Here is a 22,386-nt window from a genome sequence, read left to right on the forward strand (position 1 = left end):
GAGGATAGTATAGGAAGAATAGCATTAATAGAATTAGACTATGATACTTATAATATTATTTTAAGAAATAGAGGTAAAGCATATATAACTGGAGAAACTAATTTACTTCAAGCATATTGGAAAGTAGCTTGTATGGTAGCTAAGGAGGAAAATAAAAATTGAGTAAATTCAATTTAAATTTAAGTTATAAAAACATTCTTATATTAAAGCATTCATTAAGAGATAGGATAAAAAAAGATAAAGGAGATTATGAAGTGTTGAAACATTTAGGTGATAACAAGTTAACTGAAGAAGGCAAAAAGTTTATAAAGGATCACGAGGAACATATAATGTGCATGGAAGCGTTAGATGAAGAAATAAAATGTACGGGGTATAGACATGGTAGAAACATATTTGGAAGTAAATATAATTAATACTTGATTAGTGTTAAAATAGTAATTAAGGAATAAGGAGGTAGATCATGAAAAAAACTAATGAAAAAAAGATATATGACTTAATATTTGAGCATTATTATCCTTTAATTACTGGTACCAAAAAACCAAATGTTCAGTCTGTATCAGAAGAAAATTCAATACCATATGAAGAAATAATTAAACATAATGACTATGGAGCAACTCTTAAACCAGGTACAATTATGGTAGATATTGACGATATGGACAAGGCTAAAAAAGTAAAAACAATAATTGAAACTCTCAAAACTAACTGCATAATTATACAAACTGACTCAGGTATGCATTTTCATTTTATTAATACTAATATTAAATCTAATAAGCAACATTATTTCACACCTTTGGGAATTAAGACAGAAACCAAATATCCACACCAGAATGTAGTTACTCCAATAAAATTAAATAATAAAATAAGAAAAATCATTTATTCAACTGATACACTTGATAAACTTCCACTATGGTTGATTCCTTTAAGTAAGAAATTTAACACTGATTTTAGCAAGCTTGAAGAAGGAGATGGAAGAAATGATACTTTATTTTCTTATATTTTAACTCTTCAACAGCAGGCAATGACAAAAGATGAAATAAGGTCAGTAATTAAAGTTATTAATCAATTTATCATTAAGGATCCTGTATCAGATAAAGAACTAGAGGTAATTTTAAGAGATAAAGCGTTTCTTAAAGAATCATTTTACATCAAAGGGAAATTACAGTATGAGAAATTAGCTAATTATTTAATTAGGGAGCATAATGTTATAAAAATAAATGATAACCTTCACATCTATAAAAATGGTTATTATACAAGTAGTACAGATGAAATAGAAAGAATTATGCTACAATACATTGTTAATTCAACAAGGACTCCAAGATTAGAAACAATGAGATATTTAGAATTAAAAGCAGAAGAAACTTCTTTAGATACACCAACTTTAATAAGCGTAAAAAATGGAGTTTTGAATTTAGAAACTAATCAGTTGTTAGAGTTTACTCCTGACTACAAAATAAAAAATAAGATTTCTATTAATTATAATCCTGGAGCTTATTCAGAAGTTATGGATAAAACATTAAATAAAATATGCTGCAATGATAATCAACTTCGTATGCTTATAGAAGAAATGATTGGTTATACATTATTCAGAAGAAATGAATTAGGTAAGTGTTTCATATTAACTGGATCAGGTGCAAATGGTAAATCAACTTTACTAGATGTAATAAAGAGACTTATTGGAAAAGAAAATATATCAAGTGTGGCCCTCAATGAATTAAATGATCGTTTCCGTACGTTCCAATTAGAAGGAAAACTAGCTAATATAGGTGATGATATTAGTAATGGTTACATTGAAGATAATAGCACTTTTAAGAAATTAGTTACTGGTGAAACAGTTAACGTTGAAAGAAAAGGTAAGGATCCATTTGATTTTGAAAACTATAGTAAATTAATATTTAGCTGCAATGAAATACCAAGAATTAATGATCTCAGCGATGGACTTAAAAGAAGAATCATATTCATTCCTTTTAATGCAAAATTCAGTAAATCAGATGAAGATTATGATCCATTTATTATAGACAAGCTCATGACTAATGAAGCTTTAGAATATTTACTAAAGATATCTTTAGAAGGATTAAATAGAATTTTATATAATAGATCATTTACAACACCTAAGTCAGTAGATGATACTTGGGAAGATTATGAAAAGAGAAATAACCCTATAATTGGTTTCCTAGAAGAAGGAAAAATTGATAATGAATCAAGTAAAGATGTTTATCTCCAATACCAAACATATTGCAGTGAGAATGGTTTAAAGCATTTAAGTCGCATAGCATTTAGTAGAGAAATCTGTAAGCATGGGTACAAAACTAAGCAAGTTAAAATTGATAAAAAACCTATTCAAATATTTACAAAAGTAAAAGATGAGTAAAGGATGGTAAAAGATGTTTTTAGAGTATCTTTTACCAATGTAATCACAGTAATAGCAACGGTTTGGGTGGTGTCGGTAAAAGATGTAAAAGATACTTCTAATTTCTTTATTATAAAATTACTACTTTTCAAAAAAAGTTATTTATATATATAAAGAAATATATATATATCTTTTACCAAAAAAATAACTATCAACCTACAATAAAGTTAGTAAAATCAATGCTTTGAGTAGGTAAAAGATGATTAATTTTATCTTTTACTATCTCTTACCTATCTTTTACCATATGTAAAACCAGTAATATCAATACTTAAGGAGGAATTTATGAGTACAAATGATGAATTTAGAAGTGTAGAATATATGCTTTATAATTATAAAAATACAATTGCAGAGATAAAAAAATTAAAAAGAGATTTAGAAATAATAGAGAATGATTATAGAGGCGTAGGATCCATAGGATATGAAGAAAAAGCAGGACCAACTAATGCATTTAGTAGTTCAGTAGAAAATGAAGTTATTAAAAGAGCGGAAAATATACAAAGATTAAAAAATAAAATCAGATTAAAGGAAATTGAAATTGAAAATATAAATGATGCATATGATTCCTTATCAGAGAATGAGCAGATATTAATTAAGGAGAGATATTTTAATAATAAGTCTAATAAGTATGTAGCTAGTATTTTAAATGTCACAGAGCAAACATCATGTGATTATAAAAATAAGTTAATCAATAAATTAATTCCATTATTAATAATTAATTAAAAAAGTATTCAGAAGTAATTCAATACTTATTAATAAGGTTTTAACACTAGGTATTTTTTATGCTATATAATAGTATCATAGAAAAATATCAAGAGAAGGGCATCTATTAAAAGGTGTCCTTATTTCATTTAAGGAGGTTTATCTATGGGTGAGATATCAGAATTACAGAGTAGGATAATAGAAATGATACTTGAAGGTAAGGAAAAGACTAAGATTGCTAAAGAATTAAATATTGCTCGTTCGTGGTTATATAAACTTATGGATAAACCGGAGTTTAAGGCTGAGCTAGAGACACGAAGAAACCACCTCAGAAAGTCAGCAAAAGATAAGATAACAGGTCAAGTTAATACTTTAACTGATGAAATGTTAAAATTAGCAAGAGAAAGTACTGACCAACGTGTTAAATACAATGCTATTAAGTACCTATTAGATAGATCCCTTGGTGTTCCTACTACTGCTAAGGAAGAAGACAATAGTGATGATAAAGAAAAGAATAAGGATGTTAATGACTTAAAGGCTGAAATGGAAGAAATAAAAAAGCTTACTGTTATTAAATAGTATTTCGTATTAGTACGTGCGAAATAATAGTTTTATTAGTAAAAGTTTATTAATAGTAAACTAAAAACATAAAGTTAACATCTTAGAAATGGCTTGAATAGGTAGCTTGAAGTTGGTTCGTGAAATAAAGATTTAGCGAAATAATTCTCTATAGGTAAATTACTCTCCTAAAGGTGGGGGTACCTTCTAAAATGAGAATGTAAGTTGGACCCGCTGACCAGTCACACAATTTCTATGGTATTTTTAAAAAATCGGTATTAAAAATAGAGGATATTGCCAAATTTTGTGGAATTATTTCTATTGAAGGAGGTGATAGTTATGTTAGATACGTTAATTAATAATGGTAATAAATTTAAAGATTATTTTACTGCTGAATATAATTATGTGGAATTGGGAATTGTATCTGAAAAAGAAGCAGATTATATATCTTGGATGAGCAAAGTAGGTGTATTCTGCGAATCTCAGTTAAAAGATAAATATCCTAAAATGAGTGAGAAGATTTTAGAAATAGTAAAAAATCAGAGTGTTATGAAAAATGATTTTAGTATGATAATGGGGTATTTAGAATCAGCAAATGAATTAGAAAAATAGTAAATGTAGAACTCTCAATAAAGAGGGTTCTTTTTATTTGGGAGGGATTTGATTGTATTATACTAGTTTTAAATGTAAAAGGTGTGGTAAGGAAGTTATTTTATTAACTGAACAACTAAATAGTACTTTGAAAGCTGGTAAATATATATCATGCTCTCATTGTGGAAGTAAAAGTGTACTTAAAGAAACTGAAACAGATGATCTTAGGGAAGTTATGAAAGCTAGAAAATATAAAAGAAATTCTCATGGTGCCATGGAACAAATTTAGAAGGAATAATGTTACTTTTATAGAATTATTATTCTATGGGAGGTGAGAAATTTATGGATAACAATAATATTAATTTTCCTTCACAAGATTTAATTAAAAGTGCAATGGAAACGAGTAGATCGTTGCAGATGGAGCAGTTATTAGGACCTCAGAAAGAGTTTCAAAAACAAGTTAATGATATAGCTGATCAAATGAGTAAGGAAAAAGAAGAAAAGAGAAAACGAGAAATAAGATCATTAGAAATTAATGAAGAAATGCTAGAATTAAGTAAGTTTACCAATTTTCTTTTGCAAAGTGTAAACAGAGATCAAAAAGAAATGCTAGATAATATTAAGTCTTTAATTGAAACAGTTTATTTAAATGATAAAGTTAAAGAAGCTAATATGGCTATTATTGAAAAAGAATTGATAGAACTGAAAGAATCTACAAATAACTTAAATGAAGGATTTATAAAACTAGTAGAAATGAAAATGGTTGAAATGGGAGTTGAAGCTGCTATAAAATATTTCTTCATAGGGATTAAGACATTATTTTTAAGTAATAATTAAAAAAAGAGGTGATAAAGCATGAATATACCATTTGAATTCCCGAGTGATGAAGCTAGAAATAAATGGCTGCTTTATCACTACTTAAAAAAATCTTATACTGATTTAGGAATTCCAGAGGATAAAGCTGAGGAATTAACTGATAAAAGAATTATTGAAAACTCTAAAAATTTGTTTGGTTACCATGGATTGGCATGGCAATTAGGACAAATAAGTTTAGAGTTTTTTTGTTTGTATTTTTTACAAGATATATATTTACCTAAAGAAGATAATGCAGCAGCTCCTATGGCTGAAGTTCATCATGAAATGTGGAGAGATATACAAGAATCTGTAATTGGTACTGGACCAGAGCAATTAGGTCGAGTAGTTTCAAGAGGTACTGGTAAATCAGCATTTGGGACTTTAGGCCCTTCATGTTGGGTAGTAGCCTATAAACATAAAACTTATGTATTGATATGCTCAGACATAGGGTCTACTGCTGAAAAGTTTATCAAAGATATTAAAGATAATATGATTGAGAATGAGCATATTGAGTCAGCTTTTGGTAAGTTACTTGATGATAAGAATAGAGATTTTATTTGTAATGCAACTCAATTAGAGTTTACAAATAAAACATTTATAGAAGCAATATCGTCTACTTCACCAATGAGAGGTAGAAAATATAAAAACGTAAGACCTGATTTAATTATTCTTGATGATTATCAATCGGAGGATGATGTAAGAACTGAAGAAGCGAGATTGAAAAAGTGGAAAAAGTATTCTGATGATGTTAAGTTTGCTAAGCAAAGGCCAGTAAAACGTAATGGTAAAATTATAAAAAAAGGTACAGTTCTTCTAGCATGGGGAACTCAGCAGCATAAAGAATGTTTCTATTCTAGATTGCTTAAATCAGCTACATGGAAATTTAAAAAATATAAAGGTGTACTTATTGATGATTTTATAAATGAAAAAGGCGAAAAAGTTAATGGATTAGACTATTATTTTTCTCATGGACCATGGAAAGAATTTAGTGAGATTTTACATGATTTTAAAAATGAGGATAGACTTGAAGATGCTAAAGAATTTTATTATAAACATGAAAAAGAAATGCAGTTTCCTACCTTGTGGAGTGAATTTTGGGATTGTTTAGAACTAGCACTAGATTATTTCGAAAATCCTAATTCATTTAAACAAGAGGTGCAAGGCGATGTAGATTCTATAGGAGAAAAATATTTTAAAAGAGTTAACACTGAGCCTAGAAAAATTATAGAGACTCATGAATTTATAAAAACTATGCTTTGTGTGGATCCAGCTGCAAGTGGTGGAGCTAATAATGACTATTGTGCATTTTTAGTTGGTTCTGAAGGTAGTAATACAAATAAATATGCTAGGAAAGCAAAGCTAGAAAAAATAAATGCTAGAAAAGAGTTTGATAAGTACATTAAAAAGATGATTGATTACTTACTTGAATATGGAGATATTACTCATGTCAATATAGAAAAAAATACTTTTAATGGAGCTGATGCAAATCAGCTTGAAAAAGCTATAAGTGATCATCCTATTTTGAAATATAGAAATATAAAAATAATAAATGAAATGCAAAGAAGAAATAAAGATGATAAGATCTCAACAATAGTTCCATATGTGAATAATGGTACTTTTATTTTTGCAGAAGAAGATACAGAGTTTAGAGAGCAGCTTATGGAATTTGCAGGTCAGAAGTTTACAGTGCATGATGATGCTGCTGACGTATCTGCTGAATTTTGGTTAAAGATTGATGAAATTAAGGTTGTTAGAAAAGTGAAATTATTAGATAGAAGAAAGCTTGGATTATAGGAGGTGTAAGTTTTGAAAATAAATGAAATTATAAAAAAGTTATTCAATAAAGAAATTGGATTAGACCTTAATAATCCGGAACACTTAAATTTAGTAAAAAAAGCTCATGGATCATATCATGCATTTAAGAATATCTATGAAAAAATGTATAGATACTATAAAGGTGATACTGACGCAATAAGGAAATATTTATTTGTAACTGAAAGATCTAATCTTAAAATAAATACAAACTATATAAAAAAGTTTATAAAAGAGGAAGTTGCCTATACTGTAGGAAATGAAATAACCTATGAATCTAGAACAAAAAATGAAAATGTAGTTAAAGATATAGAGTATTATACAGCTCATTGGAATGAGTTGCATGATACTGATTTAATGAAGTATTTACTTATATTTACGAAAGTTTATGAGCTTTATTACATTAATGATAAGGCTGACTTTTGTAGTAAAATAATTAAACCTACGGAAGGATATGCGTATTATGATGAATCTTCAAAGAAGGTTCTTTTTTTTATTCATTCTTTTAAAAATGACTTTGATACAACAACTTCTTATATAGATGTTTATACTACTGATAAAATATATCACTTCGACAATAAGTTTAATGAAATATCAGCTCCGAGTGTCAATATATTTGGAGAAGTTCCAGTTTCTATAGGAGAGTTAACAGAAGAAGGCTACGATGATAGCTTATATAAAGATTTGAAAGGACTTCAAGATGCTTTTGAAACTAATTTATCTGATATTGGAAATGAAATAAGTGACTTTAGAAATGCTTATTTATTATTTAAAAACGCTGAAGTTAATGAAGAAGATATTCCTCAAATGAAAAAATTAGGGATTTTGCAACTACCAGGAGATAAAGCTGATGCTAATTGGTTGATAAAAAATATTAATGATACATTTATTCAAAATACTTTAAATAGATATGAAGATACAATGTATCAACTAGCTTGCCACATTAATCATAATGAGAAAATGCAAAGTAATCTATCTGGAATAGCTTTGAGATCAAGATTAATAGTTCTTGAAAACAAATGTAGCTTACAAATAAAAGCTCACAAAAACATAGTTAAAAATAGAATTAGGTTTTTATTCATCTATCTAGACTTGAAGAAAAACAAAATGTATGACTATAAAGACGTTAAAGCTTTATATACTCCTAATATTCCAAGTGATGATTTAGCAACCGCTCAAATGTTAGCGCAAGTTCCAGAGGGTATTATATCTAAAGATACTTCTAGAGGGTTATTTAGTTTTGTAAATAATAAAGTTGCTGAAGTTGAAAAAGTTAAGAAGGAGCAACAAGAAGAAATTCCAATAGATTTAGATAAGTTTGGTGATGAAAATGACTAAGGAAGAATTATTTATTGAAAGTCTTTATAAATTAGCAGAAAAACAATTAAAAAAGATATATAAACATAAAAGACTTAACAGAGATGTACTTTTACAAGAAGTTGCTAATATTTTATTAACTTATACAATAGCTAATGATGTTATGGTTATGGATAGAGCAACTATTGAGAAAGAATATAATAAGTTGTCTAAATTAGTAAATGATATAGCAAAAGGTGAAGCAGCTTCTCAAGAAAAAATAATTGAAGAGCTCTTATCAACTGTAGTCAAAGAAACTTTTAGTTTTTATAACTATAATAAAGGATTTAAAGATGTAAAGAAGATTATAGAAGATAATTTTAAAGGAAAACATTTTTCTAAGAGAGTTTGGGACAATGAAAAAGAAGTTGCTAATCATTTACACAAGCAGATTAATAATTTCCTTAAAGGAAAAGTAAATGTAAATCAAATTAGAAAAGATATTGAAAAAACATTCAATACGAGTGCTTATAACAGTAAAAGATTAGTTGAAACTGAAGTAAGTCGTTGTGAAGATGAAGCATTTAAAAGATTTTGTAAAGAAACTGGAGTTAAAAAAGTTAAAAGGAATGAAACTCTAGATAATAGAATTTGTGATGAGTGTAGAAAATTACATGGTAAAATATTTGATTTAGACAAAGCACCAGGTATAATACATCCTTTATGTAGAGGATTTAATACTATAAAAGAATAGGAAATTAGATAAGTTTCTTTAAATTAAAATTTCAAATATAAAATACAGATTAATTATATTTATAAATAATATTAGTTTAATCATAAAAAATACGAAATAAGTGTAGGAATAAACTTGATAATATATTTTATTACAAATAAGTGTCTTTATGTTTACAAAATTGTAAAAAAATGATAATATTGATGAAGAATATATATTTTAAGGAGGATGTTTACATGTCAAAAAAATATAAAGGGTATATTTGTAGTTTAATAGTTATGCTATTATTATCAAATATAATTAATACTGTGAGCGTACAAGCTTTGGAAATTCAGGCGAAATCTAAAGGAGGTCCCAATGGTGGGATTCCTTCAGATAAAGTAGAAGGAGAATTTCAGTGGAATCCTAGATGCGATATAAATAACGACTTTGTTATAGATTATGTAGATAGGAATGAAGTATCTCTTAAATTAGGAACCACACCTAATTCATCAAATTGGAATCCTAAGTGTGATATAAATAGTGATGGTATAGTTGATACATTTGATTTAGATATATTAGCAAAGGCTTTTGGAACAAGATTAAATCCTATTGAGTATGTGTCTGCAAAGGAAATAGAATCAAGAATAGATGAGGAGGTAAGACCAGAGTTTAAAAATGTTGTAAATAGTGATGAAAAACTTTTAAGTTTTTATAACTCTACTCCAGAAGAACAAGAAGTTCAATTAAAAACAGAAGCTAATCAATTAGATATAACTAGCAAGAATAATTTTATGTTATATAATAATACTATGAGTTTAGGGTTTACATCAACTTTGAGTGAGCTTAATAATGAATTAATATTATTAGGGATACCAGCATCACTAAGATATGCATTAGTAGCTGAAGGAGCTGGTATTACTGCAGCATTAGCAGATGGGCCAATACCTTTTGGAGATGTTGCAGCAATAGTTATCAGTATTGGTGTTGGATTTGTAGTTGCTAGTAATTGGAGTATTATTGAAGAAAAAGGTACTGAAATACTAAATGTCTTTAATAGACTATTTGGTAACATATCAACACAAATTACATATAGAATAGAGTATGCAGTGAGTGAAACTTTTGAGATGATTGAAAATGCTTCTGAAGAGAAGCAAGTAGGTGAAAGTAAGTTACCAGTTGTAGATAAACCTAATTCAACTAAAGAGAGAGTAAAAGATGGTAAGGTTGTACAACGTAGGCATTACGGCAGTGATGGAAAAGCAAGAGTAGATGAGGATTTCAGTGATCATGGAACTCCACATTTACACTCAAATCCTCATTATCATACATGGGATTGGTCAAGTGGATATCCTAAGAGAAGTAAGACAATAAATGAGTTTGATTAACAAAAGGAAGTGGTTTCTATGATAAAAGGAATTAAGTTTAATATTCCAAATAAAAAGGGGAAATATTTATATGAAGTATTAAATAGTATTAATGTTTTAGCGTATAAATGGTTTATAAATGAAGATGATATATATTGTATAGAAAATTATAAAAATCTTTTTCAAGATCAATATTTAAATGGATATGAATTTAAAGATATCATAATGAAAAATGAATATTATATAATTAATACTGAAATTAGAGCATTTAGTGATGAAGTTAAATATGAAAACATACAAACATATGAAGATTTTCTTCAGAGTAATGTTGAGATATTAATTATTATTATAGATTCAGAATATGGAGAAATATATTGTAAAAATGAGAGCATGTTAAGTAATTTTTATAAAGAATTTAAGAGTAGTAATTTTAATCCAATGTTTATAAAAGAGGATTCGTTAAGAAAAAAAATTTGTATATTTTAAAACAAAAAGTCTTAGAAAACTAAGGCTTTTTATTTTGCTCTTAAATCGTCTTGTGTGCTTTATGTGTACAAGGGGTATAAATACATTGCTAAGATAAATAAATTTGTGTCACAAGGCTCATAGAGGTTTGTGGAATAAGGAGGATATATGCTAAAGAGGTATAGTGATTTATGAAAATAATTTGGAAAGATATTGAAGGGTTTGAAGGATATTATAAAGTAAGCAATCAAGGTGATGTTTATAGTTGTAGACGTAATATTAAACTTAAGCAAAGGATTGATTCTAAGGGGTATAAGCGAGTTTGCTTACATTTGAATGGATTGGTTAAAGATTGTCAAGTCCATAGATTAGTTGCTATAGCTTTTATAGATAACCCTAATAATTATCCAATAATAAATCATAAGGATAAAAATACGTTAAATAATATTTGTAATAATTTAGAATGGTGTACTTACAAATATAACAATAATTATAAAGATAGAAATATAAAGTTGAGTAAATCATTAAAAGGAAAAGTTACATTAGGCGACAAAGCTTATAGAAAAGTAATTTGTTTATCAACTTTGAAAGAGTTTAATTCTATTAAGGCGGCTGCAATATATTATGGTTACAACGAGAAATCTATTTGTATGGTTTGTAGAGGTCAAAGAAATTTTTCTGGAAAATTAAAAGATGGAACTAAATTAAGATGGATGTATTTTGAAAAGTATTTAGAAACGTTGGAGTAATCTTACGTTTTTTATTTTGTCCGAAATGACTCTAAACTAAATAATATGTCTTAGGGACTTTTAAGTGTCTGAGGGATGGAGGTATTTAAATGAAGAAAAATAAGCTTTTGGAATTAATTAAAAATGCAAAGGATGATGAAGATATAAACTCTTTGTTATTAGGATCAGATATTGAAGAGGAAATTGTATCATCAGGACTTACCTTAGAGGCCTTTAAGGAAAAAATGAAATCAGATAAAGATTTCAAAGCTTTTATTGATAGTGAAAATGATAAATATCATAGTAAAGCTTTAAAAACTTGGAAGGAGAATAACTTAGAAAAGGAACTTGAACCTTTTATCAAGGATAAGTATCCGGATTTAGTTACTGATCCAACTCAAAAAGAATTACTAGAGTTAAAAAAAGAACTAGAAAAAGAAAGGCAAGCTAATGCTAAAAAAGACTTATTAACTCAAGCTATAAAGTATGCTTCAGATAAGAAATTACCTGCAAGCGTAGTCGAAAAATGCTTAGGTGAAGATTTTGATAAAACTAAAGAAGTTATAGATTCTATAGCTGATGATTGGTCAAAAGGTCTTGAAGCAATAGCTACTGAAAAGATGAAATCTAATTCTTATACACCGGGGGCAGGTAGTGATGGAAATACATTAAGTATTGGAGCATCTATTGCTGCTAAAGGCAATAAAACTAAAACAATTGGCCCTAATCCATGGGCACCTAAAGAGTAGGGAGGAATGAAATATGTATTTTAAAACAGAAAATTATACAAATGATATGGAGATTTTAGCATCTCCTAAAAATTTAGTAACTTTTACAGCTACTGTATTAGCTAGTAATGTTACTACAGCTGATGAGCATGGAAGAAAGTATGTACCAGCTGGTTCATTTATAGATTCTACTGGAGTAGTAGTTAAAGCTAGTGGAGATACTTTTGCTGGAACCCCAATTGGAGTTCTTTACAAAACTGTTGATGTAACTGACGGTGACATGCCATGTAGCATTATAGTTGAAGGTTATTTAAGAGAAGATAGAGTTCTCGATGGATATTCAACCGCTGCTAAAACAGCTGTTAAGGCCAAAATACCAAATATAAAATTTAGATAGGGAGATGATTGTAAATGCCAAGATTAGATGAAGTATTTAATACACAAGAATTAATAAATTATTATAAGGATAGACAATTAACACCGATGTTAGGGGAATCTTTATTCCCTAACAGAAAGATACAAGATATTGAGTTTGACATGATCTTAGGTAGAGGTGGACTACCAGTAAGTGCTAGTGTACATGCATTAGATACCGAAACACAAATTGCATCTAGAGAAGCTATTCAAAAAGGTGCTCAAGGTTTGGCTTTAATAAAAAGGCAAATACCTATAACAGAGAAGGATATTATAAAAATTAATAATCCTAGAACTGATGCAGAATTACAAATGGTTGTTGAACAATTATATAATGATTCTGAAAAAATGGTTGAAGGTGTTAGAGTAAGAGCTGAAGCTATGAGAATGGAACTTTTAAGTTCTGGAAAGATAAAAATTGAAGAAAATGGAGTTAAGGTAACTATTGACTATAAGGTTCCTACTGGAAATAAGAAAACATTTAATTGGAGCAATGCTACTACGGCTACACCTTTAGATGATTTAGAAACTTTAGCAGCAGCTGTAGAAGGTGAAAGTGGAGTTAGACCTACTAGAATGTTAACTTCTAAGAAAATTCAAAATGCTTTATGTAAAAATCAATCTATTAGAGAAGCCATACATGGTGTAAATTCAGCTAAGATTGTTACTTTAGCAGAATTAAATGTTTTGTTAAGTGATTTAGATTTACCATCTATAGCAACTTATGAAGCAAAGTATAGAGTTGAAGGTGCTAAAGGTTACGAAACAAAGAGATATTTCCCAGAAAACACTATTTCAATGTTTAATGATGGTGCGTTAGGTGAATCTATTTGGGGATTAACTGCTGAAGAAGTTGCTCTTATTGGTTCTGGAGAAATGAAAACGGCTGAAATGGTCGGTAATATTTTTGTAGGAACATATACGAAAGTGGATCCAGTAAGTGAATGGACTAAGGCGGCAGGTACAATGATACCTTCTTGTCCTTATGCTGATGAAATTGGTATAGGAACTATCACATTAGCATAGTAAAGGAGGATTAATTTCCTCCTTATTTTTATAAGGAGTGGTAATTTTGACTTTAGAAGAGAAAAATGAAGCTAAGGCGATTCTAGTCATTAGAAATTACCTTAATAGAAGTTTTAATGACGAATATATAAAAAAGAATTATGGTTTAGCTATAGATCAGTTGATAGAAAATGCAAATAAAATAAATGCAACTAAACCAGTAGGGGTAAAGTCTATGAGTGAAGGGAAGCAATCTATATCATTTGAAAGTAATTTGGAGGCTTGGGCGATAACTTCTGATGTGAAAGCTTTATTACCAACTCCATATGTAAGGATGTGGTAGTATGGCAGTTTTATTTAAAAATGCAGATATAACTATATACAATAGATATACGGATGCTAGTAGCGGAGTTGATAAATATCAGAGAACAGTAATAAAAGGCGTTAATTGGCAAGGTAAAAGGAATGGTACTGTATCGGATAAGGGATTACTACTGGCTGATAGTACTCTTATTTTTATAGATAAGTTAAATAATTACGTAAGTCCTAAAAGATTTAACAAATTATCTGATGAAGAAAGACATAAATATTTCACTTTTGATAGTAATGGTGACAAGATAGTTAAAGGTGAAGTTGATTTCGAGGTAACAGGAGTAAAACCTTTTAGAATTGCTGATTTAGAAAATGAGTTTGATGATGTTATAAATATAAAATCTGTAAATTCATTATCGGATCACTTTGAGATAGAAGGTGTATAGAATGGCCACTAATGTAAGAATAAAAATGGATGATACAGGGAAAATTCTTTTAAAAAGATACCTTAATAAAGATGGTCAAGCACAAGAAAAATTCACTAAGGAATGTGCTAAATGGATGAATAATTATGTCCCTTATGACCATGGTGGTCTTAAAGATATTAGAGTTGAGATAAACAAAGATAAGGTTATATATAATTCTGATTATGCTAAAAAACAATATTACACTAATAAAGGGTTAGGAAAAGAAGGTAACTCTGTAGGGGGACTTAGAGGGAAGTTTTGGGATAAGCGTATGTGGAATGATAGAGGTAATGATGTAGTAAAATCTATAGCGCAATTTGTAGGAGGTAGAACTAAATGATAATAGATGCTTTGAGAAATTATATTAGAAATTGTCCTCATTTAGATACCTTCAATAATGCTATAAAAGTTAATGTGAATTACTTAGAAGGTAATCCAGATACTTATTCTATAGAAGAAGTTCCTATAAATCCAATAGTAAGAAAATATGTTAATGGTGATAGTATAAGACAATATGCTTTTATATTTACTTCTAGAGAGCCTTATGGAATAGATGTATTACAGAATATAGATAACTCAGGATTTTATGAGAAATTTGCAGATTGGATAGAAGAACAAAATAACAAAGATATATTTCCATTACTCGATAATGGATTAGAACCTTTATCTATAGAGGTTACTAGTACTGGATATGCTTTTGCGGTTACAGAAGATACTGCGCAATTCCAGATACAATTAAGATTAAAATATTTGAAAAAGAAAGGAATAAATTAAATGGGAGTTAGAAAACGTAAAGTACAAGCTAATTACTTAAAGGTTAAAGAAGCTTTTGAACTATTAGGAGCAGGATTTACAGAGTTGAATGAAAGTCCTAGTGCTCAAACTACTTCTAAGAGGTATATAAATCAATCCAGTTCTAGCCAAAGTGTAACTGGTTATGAGTGGGGGACAAGTTTTAATACTGATCAAATTAATAGTGAAAAGGCAATTGAATTTATTAGAGAGATTGGAGAAATGCAAAAAACTGGTGCTGAAACTGAAACAGAATATCTTATAGTTGATTTAGATAAACAAGGAACTGCAGAGGGAACTTTTAGAGCGAGAAAATTCAAAGTTGCTATTGCGGTAGATAGCTTTGATGATAATGATGGTGAATTAGGAATTAGCGGTAATTTCTTAGGGCAAAGTGATCCAGTTGAAGGTACATTTACTTTAATAAGCAAGGAATTTGCAGAAGAGTTTACACCTAAAACAGTATAGGAGGTAATTAAATGATAATTAACGGTGTTGAGTTAGAAGATATAGATTTCTATGATTTAGAAGTGGCAGAAAAATATGATAAGTCCATGGAAGAGTTAAAAAAAGTAGAAGAAAATAATAAGAATATGAGTATGACACAAGTTGTTAAAACTCAATGTGAAACTATTTTTAACGTATTTAATACTATGTTTGGAGAAGGAACTGATAAAAAGGTATTTGGGAATAGAGTTAATTTAAAAATATGCTTAAAAGCCTTTAGCGAATTGGTTGACCAAGCAAATGAACAAAGAGTGGAAATTGAAAAAATAGCTCATAAATATTCTCCTAATAGAGCTCAAAGACGTGCTAAAAAATAATGAATATACTAGTTGATTTACTGCCTATTGCAGTAGAAATTGATAATAAGAATTACGAGATTAATAGTGGTTTTCGTACTTCTATTTTATTTGAATTATTAATGCAAGATAGTTCTATAGGAGAAGAAGATAAAATTATAACAGCTTTAGAACTTTATTATCCAGTTATACCGGAAAACATCAATGAAGCAATAGAGCAAATGTTATGGTTTTATAGGTGCGGTAAAGAAATAACATCATCTAAAGGAAATGGTAAAGGTAAGAGCGTCACTCGAATTTATAGTTTTGAACATGATGATGATTATATATATGCTGCATTTATGGACCAATATAATATAGATTTACAGGATATAGAGTATTTACATTGGTGGAAATTTAAAGCTATGTTTAAGAGTCTTAAAGAGGATAATGAGATAGTTAAGATAATGGGATATAGGAGTATGGATCTGTCTAAGATTAAGTCTAAAGAAGAAAAGGCTTATTATAAGAAGATGTGCAAACTATACGAAATACCTATATCTAAAGATGAAAGAGAAAAACTAGATGAAATAACCGAAGCTTTACTTCTTGGGAAAAATGTAAATAATCTATTGTAAAAATATTAATAAAAATTGTAAATTAACCTCAAAAATGGTATTATATAAATATATTTTAACTGTTTGAGGGGGAGATACAATGGGAAACGAAAAAGGTTGTCCTAAATGTGGCAGCAATAACGTACAAATAATAAACGATTCTACTACAGAAACAAAAGGGTTCGGAGCTGGAAAAGGGTGTTTAGGAGCAATATGTTTTGGTCCTATAGGATTATTGTGTGGAATGTGTGGAATGGGGAAAAGCAAAACAAGTCATAGTGCATATAGGATGTGTGTAGATTGTGGAGAAAAATTTAAATAAAAACTTAGAATTATGGAAATTTTTTATGAAAATAGGTGGCTATACTTGTCACCAAATGTACGAAAGAAGTTTTTCTTATAGAGGTTATCAATTTCCAGTATGTGCTAGGTGTACAGGGATTTTAATAGGACAAATAATTGGCATTATTTTAATTTCTCTAGGATTTAGAATTGGTTTTTTGTGGTCCCTAGCATTAATTTTACCTATGGTTATTGATGGATTGATACAATTAGTAAAAATAATAGAGTCTAATAATATCCGTAGACTTATTACTGGTTTTGTATCTGGTATAGGATATATGTATTTGTTATTTAATATAATAGCAATTATTAAACACTTAGTTTTTAACTAAGTGTTTTTTATTGTGAATAAGAAGGTGATTTAAATAGAAGATATACGTTGTGAAAATTGCAATCAGCTACTATTAAAAGCTGATATAGTAAGAGGGGAGATAAAATGCCCTCGTTGTAAAAAAATAAATAAATTAGAAATTAATCGTAAAGACAGAGCTTAGAGCCACACCTTAGAGTAGTGAGCCGATGCCTGCTTTTTTTATTTTTATAAAGAAAGTAGGTGGTAATTTTGGCTGATGGAAGAATTATAATTGATACTAAGATAGATAGTGATGGTGCTGAAAGTGGAATAAAAAGTCTAAGTGGTAAATTAGGTAGTTTAGCGAAAACAGGAGCAGTTGCAATAACAGGATTAGTTACTGCTGCTAGTGCTGCAGTAGGAGCTTTAGCAACTTTATCTATAAAACAGTATGCAGAGTATGAGCAATTAGTAGGCGGCGTTGAAACATTATTTAAAGATAGTAGTGATTTAGTTCAAAGATATGCAGCGAACGCTTTTGAAACAGCGGGATTATCTGCAAATGAATACATGGATACAATTACGGGTTTTTCAGCTTCGCTTTTACAGGGATTAGGCGGTGATACAGAAAAAGCAGCACGAATAGGACACCAAGCAATTCTTGATATGTCAGATAATGCTAACAAAATGGGTACGGACATGTCTATGATCCAAAATGCTTATCAAGGTTTTGCGAAACAAAATTATACAATGCTAGATAATTTGAAGCTAGGTTTTGGTGGAACTAAAGAAGAAATGCAGCGATTATTAGTAGAAGCTGAGAAGATAAGTGGTGTTAAATACAATATAAGTAATTTCAGTGATATTATAGAAGCAATTCATGTTATTCAGAATGAAATGGGAATTACAGGTACAACAGCAAAAGAAGCTGCGACTACAATTAGCGGAAGTTTTAATATGCTTAAATCTGCTTGGTCTAATATATTAACAGGAATGGCTAGTGATACGGAAAATTTTGATGATTTAGTAAATGATTTAGTTTATAGCTTACAAACTTTTGGGGGAAATATATTGCCTAGAATAAAAATAGCTATAGGTGGAATTACAAAATTATTTAATAGTTTAGTACAAGAATTACCTTCATTAATAAATAGTATTTTGCCTGAGTTGTTGAATAGTGGTATTGATATAATTAAAAATTTAATAAGCGGAATACAGGCAGGGTTACCATCCTTAATAAGTACAGCTTTAGATATAATTATGTCCCTAGTTAATGGCGTTATAGAAGTGATGCCAATGTTATTAGAAGTAGGCCTACAAGCTTTAATAACACTAGGACAAGGGATAGCAGAGAATTTACCTACTTTAATACCTCCTTTAGTTAATTTAGTAATTTCTATGTGCGATATGATAATAGAAAATTTACCTTTAATTCTAGATGTTGCAATAGATATTATATTAGCTTTAGTGCAAGGACTTGTTGAGGCGTTACCTACTTTAATACAAGAAGTACCTAGAATTATTAATAGTTTTGCAGATGCCATATATAGTGCATTACCTCAGATTTTAAAAGCGGGTGTAGATATATTATTAATGCTTATAAAAGGTTTGATAGATAGTATTCCTACTTTAATAGCTAATATACCTCAAATCATAATGGCAATAGTTAATGTATTTACTCTATTTAATTGGTGGGAAATAGGATCTAATCTTATTGCCAATATAGGAAAAGGTATAGCTTCAATGGTATCTAATATAAAAACTATTGCCAGTTTTACTGCGGAAAATGTTATAAGCGGAATAAAGAATATTTTTTCGGCTGGAGGTAATATAGGTAAAAATCTTATCAGTTGGATTGGTAATGGAATAAGTAGTTCTCTAGGGAATCTCGTTCAAGCTGCTAGAAATGTTGCTATAAGTGCTTTACAAGGTATTAAAAATATTCTAGGTTGGAATGAAGCAGCAAGTATAGGATCTAATCTTATCAAAGGTATTTGGAATGGTATTTCAAATATGACTGGGTGGATATTAAACTTAATAGGTGGTTTTGCAGATAGTGTTATAGGCAGTATAAAAGGTTTCTTCGGCATACATTCACCTTCTAGGATTATGAGAGATTTAATAGGTACGAATATTGTTAAAGGTATTGGAGTTGGAATTGATATAGAAACTCCTAATCTAGAGAAAGATATTGATTCTAATATGAGTGATTTAGTTGCCAAAATGCAAACTACAGTAGATTATGAAACTGCTATGACTACAGCTAGGGTGATAACAAAAAATGATAGTAGTAATGGAAATAGTAAAAATAGTTCTGAAGGTATTCCAGAAGGAAGTGTATTTATATTGAAAAATGATATAGATGGACAAAGTGTAGGGGAATCTGTATATAAAGTAGTTAATGGTAAATTAGCTTTAGCGGGAAAGAGGGTGAGATAGTGCTTGTAAATAATATAAATATAAAGAATTTTAAAGCAAAATTAATGAGTAGAAATATTAGTAGCGCAGAAGTTGACATATTTAATTATTGGGGTACTAATAATCTTAATCCTATATTTTATAAAAAAGGAAAGAATAAATTTAAGGTATTAAATATAACATTAGATATTATATGCAGTGATGCTAATGAGCTTGAAACTATGAAAGGTAATTTAATAAAACAATTTGAGAATGCTACTATAAAATTCGATGATATAGAGTGTTTCTATCGAGGGTTTATTAGCAAAGAACCAAACTATAAATATATTATGAAAGGCAATGAAACAGTTGATATACAAATGTTTGTTATTGTTGAAAATACTCAAGTAACAGAAATTATTAATAGAATAACATCTAAAACTATAAATGTTTCTGGTAATTTAGAAACTCCAGTAATATTAGAAGTAACACCTTCTATAGACTTAATAGACTTAACTATTAATGGATTGGATGAAGAAGCTATAATCTTAAAGAATCTAAAAGCTAATAAAAAGCTTATAGTAAATGGAGAAGAAGGAACAGTAACAGTAGATGGTATTAATAAATATGGAGATACTGATATGTGGGGATTCCCAAGATTAAAGCCAGGAGCTAATACTATTACAGTAAGTAAAAACAATGTAGATATAACAATAAAATATAAACCAAGATATATTTAGGAGTAAGGAGGAGTATAATTGAGTATTAGTAAAGACTTCAAAGCTAAAATATTAATAAATAAAAAGTCTAAATTGAATAAAGAAATATTAAAAAGTATGAAAGTGGAAAAAGCGAGTATAGATGATATAAAATAATTCAATAATATGGTAAACTGGTTCTAGGGAGGTGTTGAATTGAAGGTTAAAGGGTTGAAAGCAACATTAGTACCTAATGTACCAGAACTTTTGATAGGTAAATTGGAGTTTAGGAGCACTACTAGTTTAGAGGAATATGATGCAAAACTTTTTTCTTATTCATTAACAAAAATAGTGGAACAAATGATAGAGGATAAGATTGATTTAAAAAATGTACCAAGAACATCAGCTGTATTTACTGATTATGGACAATTAGATCTTATCTTTGAAGAAGATACTTTAGGAACTAATCTTAATCTCATAGTTTATGCAGTTAAGAAATGGGAAGATTTACATGCTGATGAACAAGCTAAGGTCTTTATTTTTTTAGAAGAAATGTGCCATTGGATATGGAACATAACTGATGAAGTTGAAGTTAAATATAAAGTAATAGAAATTTTAAAAAGAATATATCCAGGAATAGAAGTGAGCATTAACTCAAAGGGCCTTTAATATAAGGCTCTTTTTTATTATAAAAAGCGATTTATTTTCATAGTAAATATCTTTTTTATAAACTAAATAGATAGGAGAATATGAAATGGAAAAGGAGTTTTTAGTAAAGACTGTAGCTGTTAAATATATATGTGATTCTTGTCACAATGGAGAATTAATAGCAACAGGAGAAAATAATTGGATGTTTAATCCACCTCAATTTACTCATAAGTGTAATAAATGTGGTAGCAAAGTTATATTATCAGACAGATATCCTATTATTAAATATAGAAATATAGATTAATTTTGACAAATAGTTCATTCCTTATTAAAATTTAGAGTATAAAGGGGTGAATAATTTGAAATGGATTATTGAAAATGCAGATTGGATTTTCGATGGTATAGGTGTAACTATACTGGTAGGTGTAGCAGGATTGTTTATTAAGAAAAAAGTAGATAGTAAAAACATTCAGACCATTAACTCAGGAAACAATTCTACTAATATCCAAGGTGGTAAAGATATAAATATCAATATTGGAGGTAAGAATGATGTTTAATGGTCAAACAATAGATAGTGGGGATAATTCAACCAATATACAAGGAAAAGAAGTTACGGTTATAAATAATTCAGGCTTATCATATTCTGATGTAAAAGACATTGCTATGAGTGTGTTTAAAAGTAATTTTTATGATTTAGGAGAAAAAGTTGAAAATATAATTCAAGATCGTGCTGAAAAAATACTTGATGATTATTTGGAAAAGATATGTTCTAAAAATCCTAAATATATAGAGAATACACAAAATCCTGATATTAGGTATGTTATTTATGAAGCACAAAAGAATTATGCTAGAAGGGGAGGAGAGTCTACTAAAAAATTATTAGTTGAAACTTTAGTAAATAGAACTGTCATACAAGGGAATTGTATCCAGGAATTAGTTTTAAATGAGGCATTGGAAATAATACCTAAAATTACACCTAAGCAGATAGTGATTTTAACATTAATATTTATTAATAGGTATGTTAATTATCGAATAGAATATCCAATAGAACACTATAGTTATTTAAATAAAATTATAAGATCCGATATAGAAATTGATAATAATTATAGTATATTTCAACATCTTGAATATGCATCATGCCTAAATATCAGTGTTGCAAGTGTTGATTATACTATGGTTATAGAGAGTAAATTTCCACAGATAAAAGGTTCTGAAGAAGCTAATAAGATAATTAAGGAAGATAGAGAATTATCACTTATGTGTAATATGTGGAACAATTCACAAATGTGTAACGCAAATCTTACAAGTGTGGGTATAGCTATAGCCGTAGCTAATATAAAAGTAAAGACTGGATTAGATTATGATTTAGGAATTTGGATAAAAGAATAAATTTTAATATTTA

At 28.7% G+C, this 22,386-nt stretch carries 32 protein-coding genes; all 32 read left to right on the forward strand.

Annotated features, from left to right (window positions below):
- Positions 1-158 precede the first annotated feature (158 nt).
- On the forward strand, positions 159-413 hold the full coding sequence (locus NSA50_RS17780; RefSeq protein ID WP_257447327.1) for a hypothetical protein: 255 nt from the start codon (positions 159-161) through the stop codon (positions 411-413).
- Between the two features lie 47 nt (positions 414-460).
- A complete protein-coding gene (locus NSA50_RS17785; protein ID WP_257447330.1) occupies positions 461-2,368 on the forward strand; it encodes a DNA primase family protein in 1,908 nt (635 codons plus the stop codon).
- 321 nt (positions 2,369-2,689) lie between these two features.
- Entirely contained in the window at positions 2,690-3,127 is a 438-nt protein-coding gene (locus NSA50_RS17790) for a sigma-70 RNA polymerase sigma factor region 4 domain-containing protein (RefSeq protein WP_257447333.1), read from the forward strand.
- Between the two features lie 144 nt (positions 3,128-3,271).
- Positions 3,272-3,685 (forward strand): helix-turn-helix domain-containing protein, encoded by a 414-nt coding sequence (locus NSA50_RS17795; RefSeq protein WP_257447336.1) that lies wholly within the window; start codon positions 3,272-3,274, stop codon positions 3,683-3,685.
- A 318-nt stretch (positions 3,686-4,003) separates the two neighbouring features.
- Positions 4,004-4,276, forward strand: coding sequence for a hypothetical protein (locus NSA50_RS17800; RefSeq protein WP_257447338.1), 273 nt, complete (start codon positions 4,004-4,006; stop codon positions 4,274-4,276).
- A 52-nt stretch (positions 4,277-4,328) separates the two neighbouring features.
- The gene (locus tag NSA50_RS17805) at positions 4,329-4,544 is read left to right on the forward strand and encodes a TFIIB-type zinc ribbon-containing protein (protein ID WP_257447340.1); all 216 of its coding nucleotides are present in this window, start codon (positions 4,329-4,331) and stop codon (positions 4,542-4,544) included.
- 53 nt (positions 4,545-4,597) lie between these two features.
- Positions 4,598-5,092 (forward strand): hypothetical protein, encoded by a 495-nt coding sequence (locus tag NSA50_RS17810; protein ID WP_257447342.1) that lies wholly within the window; start codon positions 4,598-4,600, stop codon positions 5,090-5,092.
- Positions 5,093-5,110: 18 nt separating this feature from the next.
- Positions 5,111-6,904, forward strand: a complete 1,794-nt coding sequence (locus tag NSA50_RS17815; RefSeq protein ID WP_257447344.1) for a hypothetical protein — start codon at positions 5,111-5,113, stop codon at positions 6,902-6,904.
- 54 nt (positions 6,905-6,958) lie between these two features.
- On the forward strand, positions 6,959-8,260 hold the full coding sequence (locus tag NSA50_RS17820; protein WP_374940981.1) for a phage portal protein: 1,302 nt from the start codon (positions 6,959-6,961) through the stop codon (positions 8,258-8,260).
- Complete coding sequence (locus NSA50_RS17825; RefSeq protein WP_257447348.1) at positions 8,247-8,972, forward strand: minor capsid protein; 726 nt, start codon at positions 8,247-8,249, stop codon at positions 8,970-8,972. The genes NSA50_RS17820 and NSA50_RS17825 overlap by 14 nt, the downstream gene beginning before the upstream one ends.
- A gap of 215 nt (positions 8,973-9,187) precedes the next feature.
- Entirely contained in the window at positions 9,188-10,318 is a 1,131-nt protein-coding gene (locus NSA50_RS17830; protein ID WP_257447350.1) for a dockerin type I domain-containing protein, read from the forward strand.
- Positions 10,319-10,336: 18 nt separating this feature from the next.
- A complete protein-coding gene (locus NSA50_RS17835; RefSeq protein WP_257447353.1) occupies positions 10,337-10,783 on the forward strand; it encodes a DUF2691 family protein in 447 nt (148 codons plus the stop codon).
- Positions 10,784-10,953: 170 nt separating this feature from the next.
- Positions 10,954-11,511 (forward strand): NUMOD4 motif-containing HNH endonuclease, encoded by a 558-nt coding sequence (locus NSA50_RS17840; protein ID WP_257447356.1) that lies wholly within the window; start codon positions 10,954-10,956, stop codon positions 11,509-11,511.
- An 89-nt stretch (positions 11,512-11,600) separates the two neighbouring features.
- Entirely contained in the window at positions 11,601-12,239 is a 639-nt protein-coding gene (locus NSA50_RS17845) for a DUF4355 domain-containing protein (protein ID WP_257447359.1), read from the forward strand.
- Positions 12,240-12,252: 13 nt separating this feature from the next.
- The gene (locus NSA50_RS17850) at positions 12,253-12,615 is read left to right on the forward strand and encodes a hypothetical protein (RefSeq protein WP_257447362.1); all 363 of its coding nucleotides are present in this window, start codon (positions 12,253-12,255) and stop codon (positions 12,613-12,615) included.
- 14 nt (positions 12,616-12,629) lie between these two features.
- Entirely contained in the window at positions 12,630-13,658 is a 1,029-nt protein-coding gene (locus NSA50_RS17855; RefSeq protein WP_257447364.1) for a major capsid protein, read from the forward strand.
- Positions 13,659-13,704: 46 nt separating this feature from the next.
- Positions 13,705-13,980, forward strand: coding sequence for a hypothetical protein (locus NSA50_RS17860; protein WP_306813979.1), 276 nt, complete (start codon positions 13,705-13,707; stop codon positions 13,978-13,980).
- A gap of 1 nt (position 13,981) precedes the next feature.
- Complete coding sequence (locus NSA50_RS17865; RefSeq protein ID WP_257447370.1) at positions 13,982-14,395, forward strand: DUF6751 family protein; 414 nt, start codon at positions 13,982-13,984, stop codon at positions 14,393-14,395.
- 1 nt (position 14,396) lies between these two features.
- On the forward strand, positions 14,397-14,756 hold the full coding sequence (locus NSA50_RS17870; protein WP_257447373.1) for a minor capsid protein: 360 nt from the start codon (positions 14,397-14,399) through the stop codon (positions 14,754-14,756).
- Entirely contained in the window at positions 14,753-15,190 is a 438-nt protein-coding gene (locus NSA50_RS17875; RefSeq protein WP_257447375.1) for a chloramphenicol resistance protein, read from the forward strand. Before NSA50_RS17870 ends, NSA50_RS17875 begins: the two co-directional genes overlap by 4 nt.
- Positions 15,191-15,676, forward strand: a complete 486-nt coding sequence (locus NSA50_RS17880; RefSeq protein ID WP_257447377.1) for a hypothetical protein — start codon at positions 15,191-15,193, stop codon at positions 15,674-15,676.
- 11 nt (positions 15,677-15,687) lie between these two features.
- Complete coding sequence (locus NSA50_RS17885; protein WP_111931641.1) at positions 15,688-16,032, forward strand: DUF6673 family protein; 345 nt, start codon at positions 15,688-15,690, stop codon at positions 16,030-16,032.
- The gene (locus NSA50_RS17890; protein ID WP_257447383.1) at positions 16,032-16,628 is read left to right on the forward strand and encodes a bacteriophage Gp15 family protein; all 597 of its coding nucleotides are present in this window, start codon (positions 16,032-16,034) and stop codon (positions 16,626-16,628) included. Before NSA50_RS17885 ends, NSA50_RS17890 begins: the two co-directional genes overlap by 1 nt.
- A gap of 79 nt (positions 16,629-16,707) precedes the next feature.
- A complete protein-coding gene (locus tag NSA50_RS17895) occupies positions 16,708-16,929 on the forward strand; it encodes a hypothetical protein (RefSeq protein WP_257447387.1) in 222 nt (73 codons plus the stop codon).
- Entirely contained in the window at positions 16,910-17,281 is a 372-nt protein-coding gene (locus NSA50_RS17900) for a DUF2085 domain-containing protein (protein ID WP_308463905.1), read from the forward strand. The genes NSA50_RS17895 and NSA50_RS17900 overlap by 20 nt, the downstream gene beginning before the upstream one ends.
- Positions 17,282-17,365: 84 nt before the next feature.
- Positions 17,366-17,443 (forward strand): hypothetical protein, encoded by a 78-nt coding sequence (locus NSA50_RS17905; protein WP_374940982.1) that lies wholly within the window; start codon positions 17,366-17,368, stop codon positions 17,441-17,443.
- Positions 17,444-17,511: 68 nt separating this feature from the next.
- Positions 17,512-19,680: a phage tail protein gene (locus NSA50_RS17910; protein ID WP_257447391.1), complete on the forward strand. Its 2,169-nt coding sequence runs from the start codon at positions 17,512-17,514 to the stop codon at positions 19,678-19,680.
- Positions 19,680-20,378 (forward strand): phage distal tail protein, encoded by a 699-nt coding sequence (locus NSA50_RS17915; protein WP_257447394.1) that lies wholly within the window; start codon positions 19,680-19,682, stop codon positions 20,376-20,378. The genes NSA50_RS17910 and NSA50_RS17915 overlap by 1 nt, the downstream gene beginning before the upstream one ends.
- Positions 20,379-20,552: 174 nt before the next feature.
- Positions 20,553-21,005 (forward strand): hypothetical protein, encoded by a 453-nt coding sequence (locus NSA50_RS17920; protein WP_257447397.1) that lies wholly within the window; start codon positions 20,553-20,555, stop codon positions 21,003-21,005.
- A gap of 85 nt (positions 21,006-21,090) precedes the next feature.
- The gene (locus NSA50_RS17925) at positions 21,091-21,288 is read left to right on the forward strand and encodes a hypothetical protein (protein ID WP_257447400.1); all 198 of its coding nucleotides are present in this window, start codon (positions 21,091-21,093) and stop codon (positions 21,286-21,288) included.
- 55 nt (positions 21,289-21,343) lie between these two features.
- Positions 21,344-21,541 (forward strand): hypothetical protein, encoded by a 198-nt coding sequence (locus NSA50_RS17930; protein ID WP_257447403.1) that lies wholly within the window; start codon positions 21,344-21,346, stop codon positions 21,539-21,541.
- Positions 21,531-22,373: an LPO_1073/Vpar_1526 family protein gene (locus NSA50_RS17935; protein ID WP_257447406.1), complete on the forward strand. Its 843-nt coding sequence runs from the start codon at positions 21,531-21,533 to the stop codon at positions 22,371-22,373. Before NSA50_RS17930 ends, NSA50_RS17935 begins: the two co-directional genes overlap by 11 nt.
- Positions 22,374-22,386: the final 13 nt, after the last annotated feature.

It is taken from the genome of Clostridium mucosae, from assembly GCF_024622765.1.
Taxonomy (GTDB): domain Bacteria; phylum Bacillota; class Clostridia; order Clostridiales; family Clostridiaceae; genus Clostridium.